Source organism: Streptomyces sp. NPDC014656, from assembly GCF_043084305.1.
In the GTDB taxonomy this organism is placed as follows: domain Bacteria; phylum Actinomycetota; class Actinomycetes; order Streptomycetales; family Streptomycetaceae; genus Streptomyces.
The window spans coordinates 345,608-363,350 of record NZ_JBIBZN010000005.1 but is presented as its reverse complement, the minus strand read 5'-3'; the positions used below and the strand labels follow the sequence as shown (position 1 = coordinate 363,350).

Annotated in this window: 12 protein-coding genes; all 12 read left to right on the top strand. The window is 74.8% G+C overall.

Annotated elements, in window-relative coordinates; all coding sequences use genetic code 11:
* Positions 1-5 precede the first annotated feature (5 nt).
* Positions 6-761 carry a 4'-phosphopantetheinyl transferase family protein gene (locus tag ACF1ED_RS15070; RefSeq protein ID WP_391760366.1) on the top strand — a complete coding sequence of 252 codons (756 nt, stop codon included), beginning with the start codon at positions 6-8 and terminating at the stop codon, positions 759-761.
* Positions 644-1,369: an SDR family NAD(P)-dependent oxidoreductase gene (locus tag ACF1ED_RS15065; RefSeq protein ID WP_391760728.1), complete on the top strand. Its 726-nt coding sequence runs from the start codon at positions 644-646 to the stop codon at positions 1,367-1,369. Before ACF1ED_RS15070 ends, ACF1ED_RS15065 begins: the two co-directional genes overlap by 118 nt.
* 480 nt (positions 1,370-1,849) lie before the next feature.
* Positions 1,850-3,328, top strand: a complete 1,479-nt coding sequence (locus ACF1ED_RS15060) for a sugar transferase (RefSeq protein WP_391760364.1) — start codon at positions 1,850-1,852, stop codon at positions 3,326-3,328.
* A 73-nt stretch (positions 3,329-3,401) separates the two neighbouring features.
* Positions 3,402-4,718: a nucleotide sugar dehydrogenase gene (locus ACF1ED_RS15055; protein WP_391760362.1), complete on the top strand. Its 1,317-nt coding sequence runs from the start codon at positions 3,402-3,404 to the stop codon at positions 4,716-4,718.
* A complete protein-coding gene (locus ACF1ED_RS15050) occupies positions 4,708-5,955 on the top strand; it encodes a glycosyltransferase family 4 protein (protein WP_391760360.1) in 1,248 nt (415 codons plus the stop codon). The genes ACF1ED_RS15055 and ACF1ED_RS15050 overlap by 11 nt, the downstream gene beginning before the upstream one ends.
* Positions 5,952-7,358 (top strand): Wzz/FepE/Etk N-terminal domain-containing protein, encoded by a 1,407-nt coding sequence (locus tag ACF1ED_RS15045; protein ID WP_391760358.1) that lies wholly within the window; start codon positions 5,952-5,954, stop codon positions 7,356-7,358. Before ACF1ED_RS15050 ends, ACF1ED_RS15045 begins: the two co-directional genes overlap by 4 nt.
* On the top strand, positions 7,355-8,860 hold the full coding sequence (locus tag ACF1ED_RS15040; protein WP_391760356.1) for a Wzz/FepE/Etk N-terminal domain-containing protein: 1,506 nt from the start codon (positions 7,355-7,357) through the stop codon (positions 8,858-8,860). The genes ACF1ED_RS15045 and ACF1ED_RS15040 overlap by 4 nt, the downstream gene beginning before the upstream one ends.
* Positions 8,861-8,862: 2 nt before the next feature.
* The gene (gene asnB, locus ACF1ED_RS15035) at positions 8,863-10,797 is read left to right on the top strand and encodes an asparagine synthase (glutamine-hydrolyzing) (protein WP_391760354.1); all 1,935 of its coding nucleotides are present in this window, start codon (positions 8,863-8,865) and stop codon (positions 10,795-10,797) included.
* Positions 10,798-10,813: 16 nt separating this feature from the next.
* Positions 10,814-13,003, top strand: coding sequence for a bi-domain-containing oxidoreductase (locus ACF1ED_RS15030; protein WP_391760352.1), 2,190 nt, complete (start codon positions 10,814-10,816; stop codon positions 13,001-13,003).
* Positions 13,000-14,958 (top strand): alginate lyase family protein, encoded by a 1,959-nt coding sequence (locus ACF1ED_RS15025; RefSeq protein ID WP_391760351.1) that lies wholly within the window; start codon positions 13,000-13,002, stop codon positions 14,956-14,958. Before ACF1ED_RS15030 ends, ACF1ED_RS15025 begins: the two co-directional genes overlap by 4 nt.
* A gap of 8 nt (positions 14,959-14,966) precedes the next feature.
* On the top strand, positions 14,967-16,526 hold the full coding sequence (locus tag ACF1ED_RS15020; RefSeq protein ID WP_391760349.1) for a right-handed parallel beta-helix repeat-containing protein: 1,560 nt from the start codon (positions 14,967-14,969) through the stop codon (positions 16,524-16,526).
* Complete coding sequence (locus tag ACF1ED_RS15015; protein ID WP_391760347.1) at positions 16,523-17,743, top strand: O-antigen ligase domain-containing protein; 1,221 nt, start codon at positions 16,523-16,525, stop codon at positions 17,741-17,743. Before ACF1ED_RS15020 ends, ACF1ED_RS15015 begins: the two co-directional genes overlap by 4 nt.

The following is a 17,743-nucleotide window of genomic DNA, read 5'->3' as shown; positions in this document are numbered from 1 at the left end:
GCCCGGTGGACGTCTGGTGGCACGTCGGCCCGGACGCGCCGGGCCGGGGGCGCGGCCGGGCGCTGCTGCGCCACGCCGTCGCGGCGCGCTGCCACCGGGAGGCCGGCACGCTGCGCCTCGCCCCCGACCACCGGGGCCGCCCCTCGCTCCTGCCGGGGCAGGGCCTGCCCCCGCTGCGGCTGACGGCGGCCCACTGCGGGCCCGTGACGGTCGCCGGCGTCGTCCGGGGCACGGACCTGGCGGTCGGGATCGACGTCGAGTTCCTGTCCCGTCCGCCGTCCCCCGCCCTCCTGCTCCAGGCCCTCGGCCCCGCGGAGCGGGCCGGTCTGGAGGCCCGTCCCGCGCCGGACCGGCATGCCGCCTTCCTCGCCCTGTGGACGGCGAAGGAGGCCGTCGCCAAGGCGCTCGGCTGGCCGCTGCTCCGCGCCCTCGTCGACGTGGAGATCGCCCTCCGTCCCCGGCCGGCCGTGGTCCGCCTCGGAAGGGACCGCGCCCCGCGCGGCTGGCACCTCGTCCCGCTGCGCCTGCCCGGCCTGCCCCACACCGTGACCCTCGCCCTGTGCCATCCGCACCCCGACCCGGAACGGGAGACCCCATGGACCTCACCGGCAGGACCGCACTCGTCACCGGGGGGACCCGTGGCATCGGACTGGCCATCGCCCGGACCCTCCACCACCACGGCGCCCAGGTCGTCGTCACCGGCCGCGACGGGGCACACGGACACCAGGCCCTCGCCCGGCTCGACGCCGGCGACGACGTGACGCTGTGCGTCGCGGACGCCACCCGCCGGCCGGACGCCGAACGGGCCGTCGACACCGTCGTGGAGCGCTACGGGCACCTCGACATCGTCGTCAACAACGTCGGCGGGGCCACGGACTTCGCCACCGTCGCGGACATCACGGACGAGGTCTGGCACCGCACCCTCGCGCTCAACCTCGACACCGCGCTCTACACCACCCGGCACGCCCTGGCCCGGATGGTCCCCCAGCGCTCCGGGCGCGTCATCACCATCTCCTCCATGGAGGGGCGCGACCCCGACCCCGGTCTGTGCGCCTACGCCGCCGCCAAGCACGCGCTCATCGGCCTCACCCGGGTGCTGGCCAAGGAGGTGGGGCCGTACGGCATCACCGCGAACTGCGTCTGTCCCGGTGCCGTGGAGACCGACTGGGTCACCGAGCAGGGGCCCAAGGCCGCGCGCGTCCTGGGGACCGACTACGCCGGGCTGATCCGGCACTTCACCGGCCGCACCGCCACCGGCCGGCTGACCCGTCCGGAGGAGGTGGCCGGCGCGGTCCTCCTCCTCGCCTCCGAAGCGGGCGCCGGGATCACCGGGGCCTGCATCCCGGTGGACGGCGGAACCACCGTCTGAGAGATCACCGGATCCGGCCGACTCCGGTCCGGCGGAGGCCTGTTGGCGGTCACCCGAGGGGACCGGGTGACCGGCGGGAAGCGTGGTGGAGCGAGGGCGCGTGTGGCTGATGCGCGACTGGTGGATCAAGTCTCAAAGCTTACGCACAAATTACACACATCCTCTCTCCAACTCGCTTCCCATGCTCTAGATTGACCATGCTTCAGATGGTCGAGCCCGAGTCGACCAGTAACGATCTTTACGTCCGGCACAGTGCGTGACCTGCACTTCTGCCCTGTGGTGCCGGATGTGGGGCGATAGTTCTCAGGGGGGCCGGGACGGCTCCCGGGTGCGGGGTGCGCCCGGGCGGCCGGCGGTTCCCCGCGCACAGCAAGGCTGCGAAGTGACGGCCCGGACGCCACGCGGGGAGGGAGCGAGCCTCCCGGGCCGAGGAACAGTGCTAGGCGACCACGTCGAACCACTGGGAACCTGGGGGGTTCTGTGCGGCAAGGGGGATTACTCAGCCCGTTTCCGTCTGCGCGCGAGCGTCCGGCGAACGGGCAGATCAGCAGGCCGGCGATGGACTGGGAGCAGCGGTACCGCCGTACCGTGATCACCAGCGACACCGTGGCCACCGCCTTCGTGGTGGCCACGATCGGCGACTTCTTCGGAGCCAGGGACGCGGCCGACTGGCACGAGAAGTGGGGCATCCTCGCCTTCGGCACCGAACTCCTGGTGCTGGGGGCGCTCGCGGTGAGCCGGTCGTGGGCTCCGGCGGTGCTCGGACAGGGCGCCGAGGAGTTCCGGCGGCTCGGACGCTCGCTGTTCATGGCGACCGTCGTCCTGGCGCTCGGCGGGATCGCCCTCACCTCGCGCAACATCAAGCTCTGGATCTTCGTCGCGATCCCCGCGATCGCGCTCGTCACCATGACGGCGAGGTACCTGCTGCGCCTCTGGCTGCACAAGCAGCGGAAGGAGGGCAGGTGCCTGCGTCCGGTGCTCGCCGCCGGGAGCAGGGCCACGGTGCGGGACCTGATCACCAGGACCCGTAAGCTCCCGCACCTCGGATGGCGGGTGGACGCGGTCTGCACGACGGACGAACCCGGCCCCGAGGACGACCAGTTGGACGGGGTGCCGGTCGTCGGACGGCTGGCGGACGTGGCCGACCACGTGCACCGCGACGGCTTCCGGGTCGTCGCGGTCACCCCGGACCCGCACTGGTCGCCGAACCGGCTGCGGAGGCTGGCGTGGAACCTGGAGGGCAGCGACGCCGAGATGGTCGTGGCCCCCGTGCTGATGGAGGTGGCCGGGCCGCGGCTGCACGTCGACGCGGTGCTCGGGATACCGCTGCTGCGGGTCAGCATGCCGGCCTTCACCGGAGGGCGGCGGGCGGTCAAGGAGGTCGTCGACCGGCTGGGCGCGGCGGTGCTGCTGCTGCTGTTCGCGCCGCTGATGCTGCTCGTCGGGCTGCTCGTCCTGGCGGACAGCCGGGGCGGGGTCTTCTACCGGCAGCGCAGGGTCGGCAAGGAGGGCCGCGAGTTCACCATCCTCAAGTTCCGCACCATGGTCGCCGGGGCGGACCGGGCGCGCGACGAGCTGGCCGGGCTCAACGAGGGCGCCGGGCTGCTGTTCAAGATGCGCCGCGACCCGCGGGTGACCCGGGTGGGGGCGGTGCTGCGCCGGTACTCGCTCGACGAGCTGCCGCAGCTCGTCAACGTCCTCACCGGGTCGATGTCGCTGGTCGGCCCCCGGCCGCCGCTGCCGGAGGAGTCCGCCGCGTACAGCCCGGACATCCGGCGGCGGCTGCTGGTCAAGCCGGGGCTCACCGGACTGTGGCAGATCAGCGGGCGCAGCGACCTGTCGTGGGAGGAGGCGGTCCGGCTGGACCTGCGGTACGTGGAGGACTGGTCGCTGGCCCTGGACACGGTGATCTTGTGGAAGACGCTGCGCGCGGTGATCCATGGTCAGGGGGCCTACTGATGCGGGGAGTTCGTCGTCCGGCCGGCACGTGGACGGCAGGCCGTGGGGGCCTGCCCGGGGGGAGGAGCGGGTCATGAGGGTGAGCGTTTTCGGGCTCGGCTACGTGGGCTGCGTGTCGGCCGCGTGCCTGGCGAGCCTGGGGCACGAGGTCGTCGGGGTGGACGTGAACCCGGTCAAGGTCGACCTGGTCAACGACGGCCGCGCCCCGGTGGTCGAGGAGGGGATCGGCGAGCTCGTCGCCGGGGTCGTGCGGAGCGGGGCGCTGCGCGCCACCTCCGACGTGCGCGAGGCGATCGGGAACAGCGAGGTGTCGCTGGTCTGCGTGGGGACGCCCTCGGAGCCCAACGGCAGCCTGTGCACGACCTACCTGGAGCGGGTCACCGAGGAGATCGGCGCGGCGCTGGCCGAGCGCGGCGGACGGCACACGGTCGTGTTCCGCAGCACCATGCTCCCGGGCACCTGCCTGAACCTGCTGGTGCCGATCCTGGAGAAGTACGTCGGCGGCACCGCCGGGGTGGACGTCGGGGTCGCGGTCAATCCGGAGTTCCTGCGCGAGGGCACCAGCGTGCGGGACTTCTTCGACCCGCCGAAGACCGTCGTCGGCGAGCTCGACCGGGCGAGCGGCGACGTGGTGGCGGCGCTGTACGAGGGGCTGCCCGGCGAGGTGTTCCGGGTGCCGGTGCCGACCGCCGAGGCGATCAAGTACGCCGACAACGCCTTCCACGGCCTCAAGATCGGCTTCGCGAACGAGCTGGGCGCCGTGTACCGGGCGCTCGGCGTGGACTCCCACCAGGTGATGGACGTCTTCCTGGCCGACCGGAAGCTGAACATCAGCCCCGCCTACCTGCGGCCCGGCTTCGCCTTCGGCGGCTCCTGCCTGCCGAAGGACCTGCGCAGCCTGGTCCACGCGGCGCGGCGGGCCGACGTGTCGGTGCCGATCCTCTCCCACGTGCTGCCGTCCAACGCCGACCACCTGCAGCGGGCGGTGGAGCTGGTCGAGCGCACCGGGAAGCGGCGGGTGGGCCTGTTCGGGCTGTCCTTCAAGCCCGGCACCGACGACCTGCGCGAGAGCCCGCTCGTCGAGCTGGCGGAGCGGCTCTTCGGCAAGGGCTACGACCTGCGGATCCACGACGCCAACGTCAACCTCTCCCGGCTGCTCGGCGCGAACCGCGAGTACATCGAGACCCGGCTGCCGCACCTCGCGCAGCTGCTCGCGGACTCCGTCGACGAGGTGCTCGGCCACGCCGAGGTGTGCCTCGTCGGGACCAGGGACCCGGCCGTCCTGGCGGCGCTGCCGCACGGGGACTCGCCGGTGATCATCGATCTCGTCCATCTTCCCGACGCCGACGCGCGGCGGGCCGAACCCGGGTACGTGGGCCTTGCTTGGTGAAACGACCAGCGGCGACCGGCACGGCCGGCGCGCGCTGATCCTGGTGGAGAACCTGTCGGTGCCGTTCGACCGGCGGGTGTGGCAGGAGTGCACGACGCTCCGGGACGCGGGCTGGGAGGTGCACGTCATCTGTCCCACGGGGACCAAGCGGGACACGGAGCGGGAGGTGGAGCTCGACGGGGTGCGGATCCACCGCTACCCGCTGCGCGCGGCCACCGGCGGCCCGGCCGGCTACCTGCGGGAGTACGGGGCGGCGCTGTGGCACACGGCCCGGCTGGCGCGGAAGGTCGGCCCGGTCGACGTGGTGCACGCCTGCAACCCGCCCGACCTGCTGTTCCTGCCGGCCCGGTGGCTCAAGCGGCGCGGCGCGCGGTTCGTCTTCGACCAGCACGACCTGGTGCCCGAGCTGTACCTGTCGCGCTTCGACCGCGGCGAGGACCTGCTCTACCGCGGCGTGTGCGCGCTGGAGCGGATGACCTACCGGGCGGCGGACGTCGTGCTCGCCACGAACGAGAGCTACCGGGACGTCGCGGTGCGGCGGGGCGGACGGCGGCCCGAGGACGTGTTCGTGGTGCGCAGCGCGCCCGACACCGGCCGCTTCCACCCCGTGCCGGCCGAGCCGGAGCTCAAGCGCGGCAAGCCCCACCTGCTGTGCTACCTCGGCGTCATGGGTCCGCAGGACGGGGTCGACTACGCCCTGCGGGCCCTCGCGAAGCTGCGCGACGAGCTGGGACGCACCGACTGGCACGCGGTGTTCGTCGGCGGCGGCGACACCTTCGACGCCATGGTGGAGCTGTCCCGGCGGCTGGGCCTGTCGGACCAGGTGCGGTTCACCGGGCGGGTGCCGGACGCCGACCTGGCCCGCTACCTGTCCACCGCGGACGTGTGCCTCTCCCCCGACCCGCGCAATCCGCTCAACGACGTGTCGACCATGAACAAGGTCCTGGAGTACATGGTGATGGGCCGGCCGATCGTGTCGTTCGACCTGAAGGAGGCGCGGGTCTCCGCCGGTGACGCGGCCGTCTACGCGCCGGCGAACGACGAGGGGGAGTTCGCGCGGCTCATCGCGCTGCTGCTCGACGACCCGGAGAAGCGGGCCCTGATGGGCAAGATCGGCCAGGAGCGGATCGGGGGTCCGCTCGCCTGGCGGAACTCCCAGCGGGCGCTGCTCGCCGCCTACGCCGCCGCGCTGTCCGCGGGCGCCCCGGGCCGGGCAGGGACGAGGCCGCGCAGTTGAGCGACGACACGATACGCCTGGTCACCCTCGGGCGGATTCTCCGTCGGCGCCGGCGGCTCCTCGTCCTCCTCGCCCTGGTGGGCGCGCTCGCCGGCCACGGCGTCTCGCTGCTGGTCCCGCCGCGCTACACGGCCTCGGTGTCGGTGCTGCTGCCGGGGTCGTGGGAGGAGCGCGAGCTGCTGACCCAGGCGGAGGTCGCGACGAGTTCGGTGGTGGTCGACCGGGTGGCGGGCGCGCTCGGCCCGCGCGGGGCCGACGGCGTCGAGCTGCGGGAGCGGTTGAGCGCGGAGGCGGCCGAGGGGAACATCATCAGGATCTCGGGCACGGCCGGCACCCCGGAGGGCGCCCAGCGGCTCTCCGACCTGACGGCCAGGGAGTTCGTGGCGTTCGCGACGCGGGTCGTGGGCGGCACCACCGACCCGGAGGCGGAGACCCGGCTCGAAGCGCTGCGGAAGGCGGTGGAGCGGGCCGGGCGGCGCATCACCGAGCTGGCCGACGCGGCCGACCCGGGGCGGACGGTGGAGAGCGTGCAGGCGCGCACCGAGCTGGAGAAGCTGCGGACCGCGCTGCGGGACGCCCTCACCAAGCTGGAGCAGACCGATCCGGCCGCGGGGAGGTCCGGCAAGGCGACCATGGTCGTCATGGGCCCGGCGCCCCGGCCGGCCGGTGAGGCGCCGCCGACGAGGGCGCAGCTCGTCGCCGCCGGGGCGGTGCTGTTCTTCCTCCTCGCGGTCGTCGGTCACCTCGCCGCCGCGCGGATGAGCCGTCGGCTGCGGACCGAGCCGGAGATCGCCGCGGCCCTGGGGACCGTGCTCGTCGGCAGCGTCGACGTGGCCGGCCGGCGGCCCGTGCACCGGCCGGAGGGCCGGGGCCCGCGGGCCTGGTTCCGCCGGCTGCTCGGCGTCGACGTCCGCTGGGACGTCCCGGCGGCGCGGGCCTCCGGCGACGAGTCGGGCCGGCGGATCCGCTACCGGCGGGTGTACGCCCGTCTCGGGGAGCGGCTGCCGGCCGCCCGGCGGCTGCTGGTCGTCGTCCCGGACGGGGACGAGATCGCCCGCCGGGCCGCCGGGCAGCTGGTCGCGGAGGCCGGGGGCGGTCCCGCCCCGGGCCCTTCGGACCGGGGGCGTCCCCTGCTGCGTCTGGTGGGGGTGACGGTGGCCCATCCGCTGCTGCCGGACCGTGACGACGAGTCGGGCGCGGTGGTCGTGGTGAGCCCCGGGAGCTGGACCGCGGCGGAGCTGGCGGGCGTCGCCGAGGCGTGCGCGGACGCCGGGCAGGAGGTCGTCGGCCTCGTCCTGGCCGGCGCGGTGCGGACCCGTCCGGCACGGCCGGGCGGCGGGCCGCGCCGTGCCGGGGCGCCGGTGCCCGCCGTGGGCGAGGACGTGGTGGGGGGTGTGCGATGACGGGGCGTACGGACGGGGAGCCGGTGGCCGCCGCTCCGCTGATCGACCTGCACACGCTGGTGGTCGCGGTGCGCGGGCGGCGCCGTCTCTGGTCGTCCCTGGCGCTGCTCGGCCTGCTGGCCGGCGCGGTGCTGGCGTTCGTGCTGGTGCCGCCGCCGACGGCGACGGTGAAGCTGCTGGTGGCGCATCAGGAGGACCAGCCGAACGATCCCGGGACGCTGATCCGCACCGACGCGGCGCTGCTGCACACCACGCGGATCGCCGGTGCGGCCCTGAGGGACCTCGGCTCCCCGGTGCGGCCCGAGGACTTCATGCGGGACTACGAGGGCCTCGGTCTGACCAACAACCTGCTGCAGATCACGGTCTCGGGCGAGAGCGACGCGGAGGCGGTGGCCCGGGCCGGAGCGCTGGCCGACGCGTTCGTGGCGGACCACGTGCGGCGGATCCGGGAGGCCGCGGACGCCGAGGCGAAGGCCCTGCTCGACCAGCGCGACCGGATGCGGGAGGAACTGGCCCGGGTCAACGGGACGATCGGCGAGAAGGGGACGAAGGCGTCGGCGGACATGGAGTCGCTCTTCGCCCGCCGGGCCGAACTCACCTCGCGCATCTCCGACTTCGACCAGCGGGCGGCCGAGGCGCGGATCGGCACGCCGCACCTCGTCGCGGGTACGCAGGTCGTGGACGCGCCGCGCGCGGTGCGGCACTCGCTGCCCCGGAGCGCGGCCGTCAACGCCGCGATCGGCACCGTGCTCGGGCTCGTCCTCGGGCTGGCGGTGGCGGCGGTCGGCACGGTGGTGGCGGACCGTCCGGTGCTGCGCCGGGAGATCGCGGCGCAGCTCGGTGCCTCGGTCGTCGGGGAGCTGCCGCGTCCGGCCGGGCCGTGGCGGCGCCGGTACGCGCGGGACGCGCGCGAACGGCTCACCAGGTCCCTGGCGCGGACCGTGCGCGGCTCCGCGGAGCCGGTGTCGCTGCTGGAGCTGGGCTGTGCGCGCGGTACGGCCGAGCTCGCCCTGGACCTCGGCCGGGCGCTGGGCGCGGACGGGCCGGTGGTCGTCGTCGACGGGCTGCCCGGGCTGCCGCTCGCCGGCCGCGCCCCGCGGCCGGGGGATCCGGTGGTGGTCGACGGCGAGCGGGCCGCCGATCTGTCGCACCGGGGGCGGCGGATCGGTGTCGGCTCGGTGTCGCCCGGAGCGGCGTGGGCGGACCTGCCGTACCTGGGCGCCCGGACGGTGCTCGTGGTGCGCGCCGGGCACGGCAGCGCCGCGTGGCTGCACACGGTGGCGCGGCAGCTCGCGGACCAGCGGATCCCGGTGGCCGGCGTGGTGCTGGTCGATCCCGATCCGCGGGACCGGACCGACGGCACGCTGTGGGACGGGCCGCCCGGCGCGTCGCCGGGGCGGAGCGGCCGGCCGGCGGAGCGGGCGGGGATCGGCAGGTGGCGGACGGAGCGGCCGCCGATGTGGGCGGGGCGGGTCCCGGACAGCGACCAGGAGGCGCGGTAGACATGTGTGGCATCGCGGGCACGTACCGGTGGCCGGACGGGAAGGCCGTGACGGACCGGCTCACCGACACCCTCGCCCATCGGGGGCCGGACGGGGCGGGCCGGTACGGCCGTCCGCTCGGTGACGGCGAGGTGCACCTGGGGCACCGGCGGCTGGCCGTCGTCGACCTGTCGGAGACGGGCGCCCAGCCGATGGTCTCGGACGGTCTCGTCCTGACGTACAACGGGGAGCTGTACAACGCGCCCGAGCTGCGGGCCGAACTGGCGGCGGCCGGGGTCCGCTTCCGGGGGACGTCGGACACCGAGGTGCTCCTGGAGGCGTGGCGACGGTGGGGCACGGACTGCCTGCCCCGGCTGCGCGGGATGTTCGCCTTCGGGATCTTCGACGAGCGGACGGGCGAGCTGGTGCTGGTCCGGGACCAGCTGGGAATCAAGCCGCTGTTCCTGCTGCGGCGGGGCGGGGGGCTGGTGTTCGCCTCCGAGCTCAAGGCGCTGGCCGCCGCGACGGGCGGCTCGCTGGAGGTGGACCACGCGGCGCTGGTCGCCTCGCTGCTGTACTACTGGGTGCCGGACTCGCGGTGCGCGTACCGCGAGGCGGAGAAGCTGCCGCCGGGGAGCTGGCTGCGGTGCCTGCCCGACGGGCGGGTGGAGCGCGGCCGGTTCTGGGACCTGCGGGAGGTCGCCGCCGAGGGCCGGGAGCGGGCGCGGAGCGGTGAGCTGCCGGACCTGGCCGCCGTCGTGGAGGATGCGACCCGGCGCCATCTGCTCTCGGACGTCCCCGTGGCGACCTTCCTGTCCGGCGGTCTGGACTCCAGTTATCTGACGGCGCTGGCGGCCCGGGACCGGCCGGGGATCTCCGCCTACACGATCGGGTTCCGGGCCGAGGACGCCCGGTTCGAGGCGATGCCGGACGACCTGCGCCACGCCCGGCGGGTGGCGGAGCGGTTCGGCGTCGAGCTGCACGAGATCGAGATCGCTCCGGACGTGCTCGACCTGCTGCCGCGGATGACGTACCACCTGGACGAGCCGATCGGCGACCCGGCCGCGATCAACACCTTCCTGATCTGCTCGGCGGCCCGGGAGGCCGGGGTGAAGGTGATGCTGTCGGGGATGGGGGCGGACGAGCTGTTCGCGGGGTACCGCAAGCACCTGGCGAACCTGCTCGCGCTGCGCTACCAGCGGGTGCCGGGGCCGGTGCGGCGGGGCCTGTCCCGGGCGGTGGACCGGCTGCCGGTGGCCTCGGCCCGGCGGGGGTACCGGTCGGTGCGCTTCGCGAAGCGGTTCCTGTCCTTCGCCGAGCTGCCGGAGGAGACGGCCTTCCGCCGCAGCTACACCATGTACGACCGGGACGAGCTGCTGGGCCTGGTCGATCCGGATCTGGCCGGGACGGTCGACGACGTGCTGACCGAGCACGCGGACGTGTACGGGGACAACGACCTGGACGACTTCGTCAACCGGATGTGCCTGGCCGATGCCCGGATGTTCCTGCCGGGGCTGAACCTCGCCTACACGGACCGGTCGAGCATGGCGGCGTCGACCGAGGTGCGGGTGCCGTTCGTGGACGTCGAGGTGGTCCGGGCGGCGTTCGCCGTGCCGGGCGACCGCAAGATCGTCGGGCGGCAGGGCAAGGCCGTCCTGAAGGAGGCGGCGTCCTCCGTCCTCCCCCGGGAGATCGTGTACCGGCCCAAGGGCCTGTTCAGCGCCCCGCTGCGGGCCTGGATGAGCCGGGACCTCGCGCCGCTGGTGCGCGAGGTGGTGAACGACGGCGAGCTGGTCCGCTCCGGTCTGCTGCGCCGCGACGCGCTGCGGCGGCTGGTCGCCGAGGACGCGGCCGGGCACCGGGACCACTCCAAGCATCTGTGGCACGTGCTGACCCTCGAGTACTGGTACCGCGGCGCGACCTCCAAGGCCGGCCAGGGCCCTTCCCTCACTGCGTAGAGACAAGAGGACTTCGGTGAAACAGGTAGTGCAGAACTACAAGAGCGGCGAACTGGCGCTGCTCGACGTGCCGGTGCCCGGGTGCAAGCCGGGCGGAGTGCTGGTCCGGACCGCCTACTCGCTGATATCCACCGGCACCGAGCTGATGAAGGTCTCCGAGGCCGGCATGTCGATGGTGGGGAAGGCCAGGTCCCGGCCGGACCAGGTGGCGAAGGTCGTGCAGAGCGTGGCGGCCAACGGGGTGCCCGCGACCTACCGCAAGGTGATGGGGAAGCTGGACTCGTACACGCCGCTGGGCTACTCGCTGTGCGGGGTGGTCGAGGAGGTCGGCGCGGGGGTCGACGACGTGAAGGCCGGCGACCTGGTGGCCTGCGCGGGCAACGAGCACGCGCTGCACGCCGAGCTGAACTGGGTGCCGAAGAACCTCTACACGCCGGTGCCGGACGGTCTCGCGCCCCGGCACGCGGCCTTCGGGACGGTCGGTTCGATCGCGCTCCAGGGCGTCCGCCAGGGCGAGCCGCGGCTCGGCGAGACGGCGCTGGTCATCGGCCTCGGGCTGATCGGGCAGCTGGTGGCGCAGCTGCTCACCGCCTCCGGCGTCCGGGTGGTGGGCGTCGACCCCGATCCGGCCCGCCGCGCGCTCGCCGAGCGCCTGGGCGCGGAGGCCTGCGGCGACCCGGACTCCGACGCCGTGGCGAACGCCGTCGCCCGGCTGACCGGCGGGCACGGTGTGGACCAGGTCTACCTGGCGGCCGGCGGGGACAGCAACCAGCCCGTCGAGCTGGCTGCCCGGCTGTGCCGGGACCGGGGCCGGGTCGTCGACATCGGCAAGTGCCGCCTGGACCTGCCGTGGAACGCGTACTACGAGAAGGAGCTGGACGTCCGCTTCTCGCGGAGTTACGGCCCCGGGCGCTACGACCCGGAGTACGAGCTGGAGGGCCGGGACTACCCGATCGGCTACGTGCGGTGGACCGAGCGCCGCAACCTCGCGTGCTTCCTCGACCTCCTCGCCCGGGGCGGCGTCGACGTGGAGCCGCTGATCTCCCGCGTCGCCGGCTTCGAGGAGGCCGTGGAGACGTACCGGAGCCTCCAGGACGGCGAACTGAAGGCCGTGGCGGTGCTCTTCCGGTACCCGGAGGGGGACGTGGAGGAGGCGGCGGCCCCTGAGGTCGCCGTGCCCGAGGTGCGGCGCGGTGCGGGCGGGCCCGTCCCGGCCCGGGTGTCCGGGCGGCCGGTGCGGCTGGCGTTCGTCGGCGCGGGGAACTACGCGTCGTCGATGCTGCTGCCGCACCTGGTGGGGCGCGAGGGGGTCGAGCTGTCCGCGGTCGTCACCACGACGGCGCTGTCCGCGGCCAACGCCCGGCGGAAGTTCGGCTTCGGCCGGGCCACCACCGATCTCGACGCGGTGCTGGACGACCCGTCCGTCGACGCGGTGTTCGTCGTCACCCGTCACAGCTCCCACGCCGAACTCACCCGGCGGGCGCTGCTCGCCGGCAAGGCGGTCTTCGTGGAGAAGCCGCTGGCGCTCACCGAGGACGAGCTGGCCGGGGTGCTCGCGGCGGTGGAGAAGTCCGGCAACGACCGTCTGCAGGTGGGCTTCAACCGGCGGTTCTCGCCGCTGCTGCGGGAGGCGAAGGAGCGGTTCGGCGCCAGGACCGGTCCGGCGTCCCTGCGCTACCTCGTCAACGCCGGCCGGCTCGACCACGGCAGCTGGTACCTCCGGCAGGGGTCCGAGGGTTCGCGGTTCGCCGGCGAGGGCGGTCACTTCATCGACACGGCGAGCTGGCTGCTGGGCGCCGACCCGGTCTCGGTGTACGCGGTCTCCCCGCCCGGCAACGAGGACCCGCAGGTCGTGCTGGGCTACCCGGACGGGTCCACCGCCACGATCAGCTACGTCACCGGCGGTGCGCCGGGCTTCCCGAAGGAGACGCTGGACCTCGTGGCGGACGGCCGGGTGCTGCGGTTCGACGACTTCGTCCGCGCCGCCGTGTACGACGGGCGCCGCAAGGGGTGGGTGGGTTCGCGGCTGCCGAAGGCGCGGGACAAGGGGCAGAACGCGGAACTGGCCGCGTTCGTCCGGGCGGTGCGGACCGGCGGGCCGATGCCGGTGCCGCTGGAGTCGCTGGTCGCGACGACCGCCGCCACCCTCGCCGTGCGGACGGCCCTCGCCTCCCGAGTGCCCGTGTCGCTGGCGGCGGCCCGATGACGACGAGCGCGGGCTGGTACCTGCGGCGGCTGTCCCGGATGGGGCCGCGGGAGGTCGGCGGCCGGGTGGGCGACACGGTGCGCAGGCGGCGGTGGCGGTCGGCGCGGCCGGCCGTGCCGCGCGTGACCGGCGCCCGCTTCACCGCGGTGCTGCCCGCGGGGGCGCTCGACGCGGTGGCCCCGGACGCGGCGAAGCGCCTCGTCGCCGAGGCGGACCGGCTGATGGCCGGGCACGCCGGGTTCTTCGGGGTGGTCCGGGACGACCTGGTCGCCCCGGACTGGTGGCACGACCCGAAGACGGGGCGCCGCGCCCCGCGGGGCTACGCCTTCGACGTGCCGTACCGGGACGAGGAGGCGGTCGGGGACGTCAAGCAGATCTGGGAGCTGTCCCGGCACCAGTACCTCACCGTGCTCGCCGCCGCCTACGCGCTGACCGGGGACGAGCGGTACGCCGAGCGCGTGGCCGCCCACCTGCGGTCGTGGTGGGCGGCGAACGCGCCGCTGCGCGGGGTGCACTGGACGAGCGGCATCGAGCTGGGGATCCGGCTGCTGTCGTGGGTGTGGGTCCGGCGGCTGCTCGACGGCTGGCCGGGCGCGGCCGGGCTGTTCGAGGAGAACCCGGTGGCGCTCCGCCAGATCTGGCACCACCAGCGCTGGCTGGCCGCCTTCCCCAGCCGGGGGTCCTCGGCGAACAACCACGTGATCGCCGAGACGGCCGGGCAGTTCGCCGCGGCCTGCGCGTTCGGCTGGTTCCCCGCCTCGGCGCGCTGGCGGGCCGAGGCGCTGCGCTCGCTGGAGCGGCAGCTGCGCGCCAACACCTTCGGCTCCGGTCTCAACCGGGAGCTGGCCACCGAGTACCACGGGCTGGTCCTCGAACTCGGCCTGGCCGCGGTGGCCGAGGCGGACCGGGCCGGCGTGCCGGTCCCCGGCACGGTCCGGCTGGTGCTGCTGCGGATGACGGACGCGCTCGCGGCCGTCGTCGACGGGCGGCTGCGCCCGCCGCGCCAGGGCGACGCGGACGACGGGCACGGCCTGGTCCTGGACGGGGCGGGCACCGACCGCTGGGGTTCGCTGCTGGCCACCGGGGACGCCGTCTTCGGCCGGCTGCCCTGGTGGCCCGAGGTGACCGGCACCGATGTGCGCACCCCGCTCCTGGCGGCGCTCCTCCGGCCGTACGCGAAGGGCGGCGGCGCCCCGGCGGTGCGGCGCCCGTCGGCCCGGCCGGCCCACTTCGCCGACGCGGGCATGACCGTGCTGCGCGGTCCCGGCGGGATCTGGTGCCGCTGCGACGGCGGTCCGCACGGCTTCCTGTCCATCGCGGCGCACGCCCACGCGGACGCGCTGTCCGTGGAGGTCCGGCACGACGGGGTCGACGTGCTCGCCGACCCGGGGACGTACTGCTACCACGGGCAGCCGGAGTGGCGGAGCTACTTCCGGTCCACCCTCGCCCACAACACGCTCCAGTGGGGCGGCGAGGACCAGTCGGTCTCCGGGGGCCCGTTCCTGTGGACCCGGCACGCCCGCACCCGCGTCCTGGTCGCGGACGCCTCCGGCGGGTCCGTGGCCCGCTGGTGCGCCGAGCACGACGGCTACCCGGGGGTGGTGCACCGCCGCCGGGTGGAACTGACGGCCGCGAGCCGGGAGTTGCGGGTGGTCGACGAGGTGCGCGGCGAGCCCGGGACGGTACGCCTGGCGTTCCACCTCGGACCGGCGGTCACGGCGGAGCTGGTGGAGAACCGGGCCCTGCTCCGCTGGAGCCGGGACGGCGAGGAGCGGTCGGCGGTGCTCGACCTGCCCGGGGAGCTGTCGTGGCGGGCGCACCGCGGCGAGAGCGACCCGCCGCTGGGCTGGTACTCGGCGGGCTTCGGGCGCAAGGAACCCGCCACCGCGCTGGTCGGCACCGGCTCCGCCGACGGCGCGGCGGGGTTCACCACCGTGCTCAGGTTCCACGGCTAGGGGGGCACGTGGTGAGAGAGCGGCGGCACCGGGCGGTGCCGGCGGCGCCCCTGGTGCTGCTCCTGCTGGCCGCGACCGGCTGCACGGGCGCGGCGGATGCCCCGGCGGGACCGGCCGGGACCTCCGCGTCCGGGGCGCCCGCCGTGGCCGTGGGCGCCCCGGCGTCCGTGGCCCGGGTGTGCGACGCGCCGGCGGCCGGTCCCACCACGGCACCGGCGGGCGCGGTGACGGTCGACCCGTCGGTCGTCGGCGACCTGGCGGCGAAGACCGACAGCAGCCCGCCGCGCACCACCTTCTGGCTCCGGCCGGGCACGCACACCCTCGGCCCCGGCGCCTACGCCCAGGTCGAGACCAAGGAGGGGAACCGGTACCTCGGCGCGCCGGGCGCGGTGCTCGACGGCCGGGGGGCCAACCAGTACGCGTTCGGCGGGACCGCCGCCGGCGTCACCCTGCGGCACCTGACCGTGCGGGGCTTCGTCGCGCCGAAGGACGAGGGCGTGGTCAACCACGACATGGCAGACGGGTGGGTGATCGAGCACCTGCGGATCGAGGACAACTCCGGTGCCGGGCTGATGGCCGGCGCCCGGCAGGTGCTGCGCGCCAGCTGTCTGCGGGGCAACGGCCAGTACGGCATGAACGCCTACAAGACCGGGGACTCCGTCCGGGGCCTGGTGGTCGAGGGCAACGAGATCACCGGCAACAACACCGACGACTGGGAGCGGCGGCAGCCCGGCTGCGGCTGCACCGCCGGCGTCAAGTTCTGGGCGATCGACGGCGCCGACGTGCGCGGCAACTGGGTGCACGGCAACCGCGGGGCCGGGCTGTGGGCGGACACGAACAACAACGACTTCCTCTTCGAGGACAACCTGATCGAGGAGAACGACGGAGCCGCGCTGATCTACGAGACCAGCTACAACGCGGTCGTCCGGAACAACACGATCCGGCGGAACAACCGGGTCGAGGGCCGCGCGGCCGCCGACGACGGCGACGACTTCCCGCACGCGGCCGTGTACGTCTCCGAGTCCGGCGGCGAACCCCGGGTCCCGGCCCGCACGGACCGGATCGAGATCCACCACAACTTGCTGGAGGACAACTGGTCGGGCATCACCCTGTGGGAGGACGCCGACCGGTTCTGCAACAGCCCGTCCAACACCTCCGCCGGCTACTGCACGCGCCTGGTGGGGTCCACCGCGCGCTGCGCGCCGCCCGCGATCGCCGCCCCGCCGCTGCGCTCCGACTGCCGCTGGAAGACCCGGCGGGTCGACGTCCACGGCAACCGCTTCGCGCTGGACCCGGCCGCCGTCCCGTGCCCGGCGGCGGCGTGCGGCCGCATGGCGGTGCTGGCCGGCCGCGGCACCTCGCCGGACTGGTCGCCGTACCTGGGCGGAGGGGTGGCCGAGGCGATCACCCACGGGCAGGACAACCGCTGGCACGACAACGCGTACGTCGGACCGTGGACGTTCGTCGCCCGCGACCCGGGCCGGTCCCTCGGCTTCGGGCGGTGGCGGGGCGCGCCGTACCGGCAGGACGCGGGCAGCACCCTCGACGCGGGCGGCGGTGGCCGATGACCGCGGACCGGACCCCGAGGGCCGTCGGGGTGGCGTGGGCGCTGCTGGCCCTCAACACGCTGGGCTCGGCGGGGGCGAAGACCGTCGTCCCGCTGCCCCGCTCCCTCATCCAGATGCTCACCATGGGCGCGCTGGTCGCGGCGTTCGCGCTGGCGCTCGCCGTCAACCGCCCGGTGCGCGTCCGGGCGAGCGCCTTCCTGTTCCTGCTGACCCTGCTCCTGGTGCCGAGCGTGATCGCCGGCGTGCACCTGGAGGTCGGGGTCGGGGCGCTGTTCCGCTGCGCCCGGCTGGCGCTCTTCGTCGCCACCCTGTGGCTGCTCACCCGCTGGTGGGACGGCGGCCTGGTCTTCGTCCGCCATCACATCCGGATGTACTTCGCGGTCCTCGGGCTCGTGGCCGCCGGGCTGGCCGTCGCCCCGGGGACGGCGATGCCGGAGTACTACGGCGGGCGGCTCGTGGGGGCGCTGTGGCCGCTGACCCCGCCGCAGATCGGGCAGTACGCGGCGGTGGTCACCGGGCTCACGGTGCTGCTCCTGCTGGGCCGCCGGACGACCGCGGCGGGCGCCGCGGTGGTCGTCGTGCCGTCGCTGGTGCTGCTCGCCATGACGCACACCCGGACGGCGACGCTGGGGCTGCTCATCGGCCTGGTGCTCGCGATCGGTTCGCTCTTCCTCACCAGTGCCGCCGCCCGCCGGCTCTTCGCCTGGGCGGTGCTGTGCGCGGCGGTGGCCGCGGTGGTCTTCGGTTCGGCGCTGCGGACGTGGTTCCTGCGCGGGCAGAGCCGGGAGAACTTCTCGAACCTCACCGGCCGGGCGAAGGTCTGGGACTCCCTCCTCGCGTCGCCCCGGACGCCCGGGGAGACGGTGTTCGGCACGGGGCTGGGCGACAAGTCCTTCGACGGGCTGCCGATCGACAACAGCTGGCTGGCCGTCTTCCAGGAGCAGGGGCTGGTCGGCGTCGTGCTGGTGGCGGCGCTGCTCGTGGTGCTCGGCGCAGTGGCGCTGCTGCGCCCGCCGTCGCTGCCGAGGGCCTGCGCGATCTTCCTGATCAGTTACTGCGCGCTGTCGTCGTACACCGAGGTCGGGCTGGGGGACGCCTCGGCGTACCTGCTGCACCTGGCCCTGGCCGCCTCGCTGCTGGTGGCCCCCTCCCCCGCCGTCCGCCCGCCGGCGGCCGGCGTTCCCGCACGACACGTCCCGCGATGGGCCAGGAGGTGA

Coding starts and splice junctions, on each gene's coding strand:
- ACF1ED_RS15055 (WP_391760362.1), top strand. CDS start 3,402: ATGAGGGTGAGCGTTTTCGGGCTCGGCTACGTGGGCTGCGTGTCGGCC.
- ACF1ED_RS15040 (WP_391760356.1), top strand. CDS start 7,355: ATGACGGGGCGTACGGACGGGGAGCCGGTGGCCGCCGCTCCGCTGATC.
- asnB (WP_391760354.1), top strand. CDS start 8,863: ATGTGTGGCATCGCGGGCACGTACCGGTGGCCGGACGGGAAGGCCGTG.
- ACF1ED_RS15025 (WP_391760351.1), top strand. CDS start 13,000: ATGACGACGAGCGCGGGCTGGTACCTGCGGCGGCTGTCCCGGATGGGG.
- ACF1ED_RS15015 (WP_391760347.1), top strand. CDS start 16,523: ATGACCGCGGACCGGACCCCGAGGGCCGTCGGGGTGGCGTGGGCGCTG.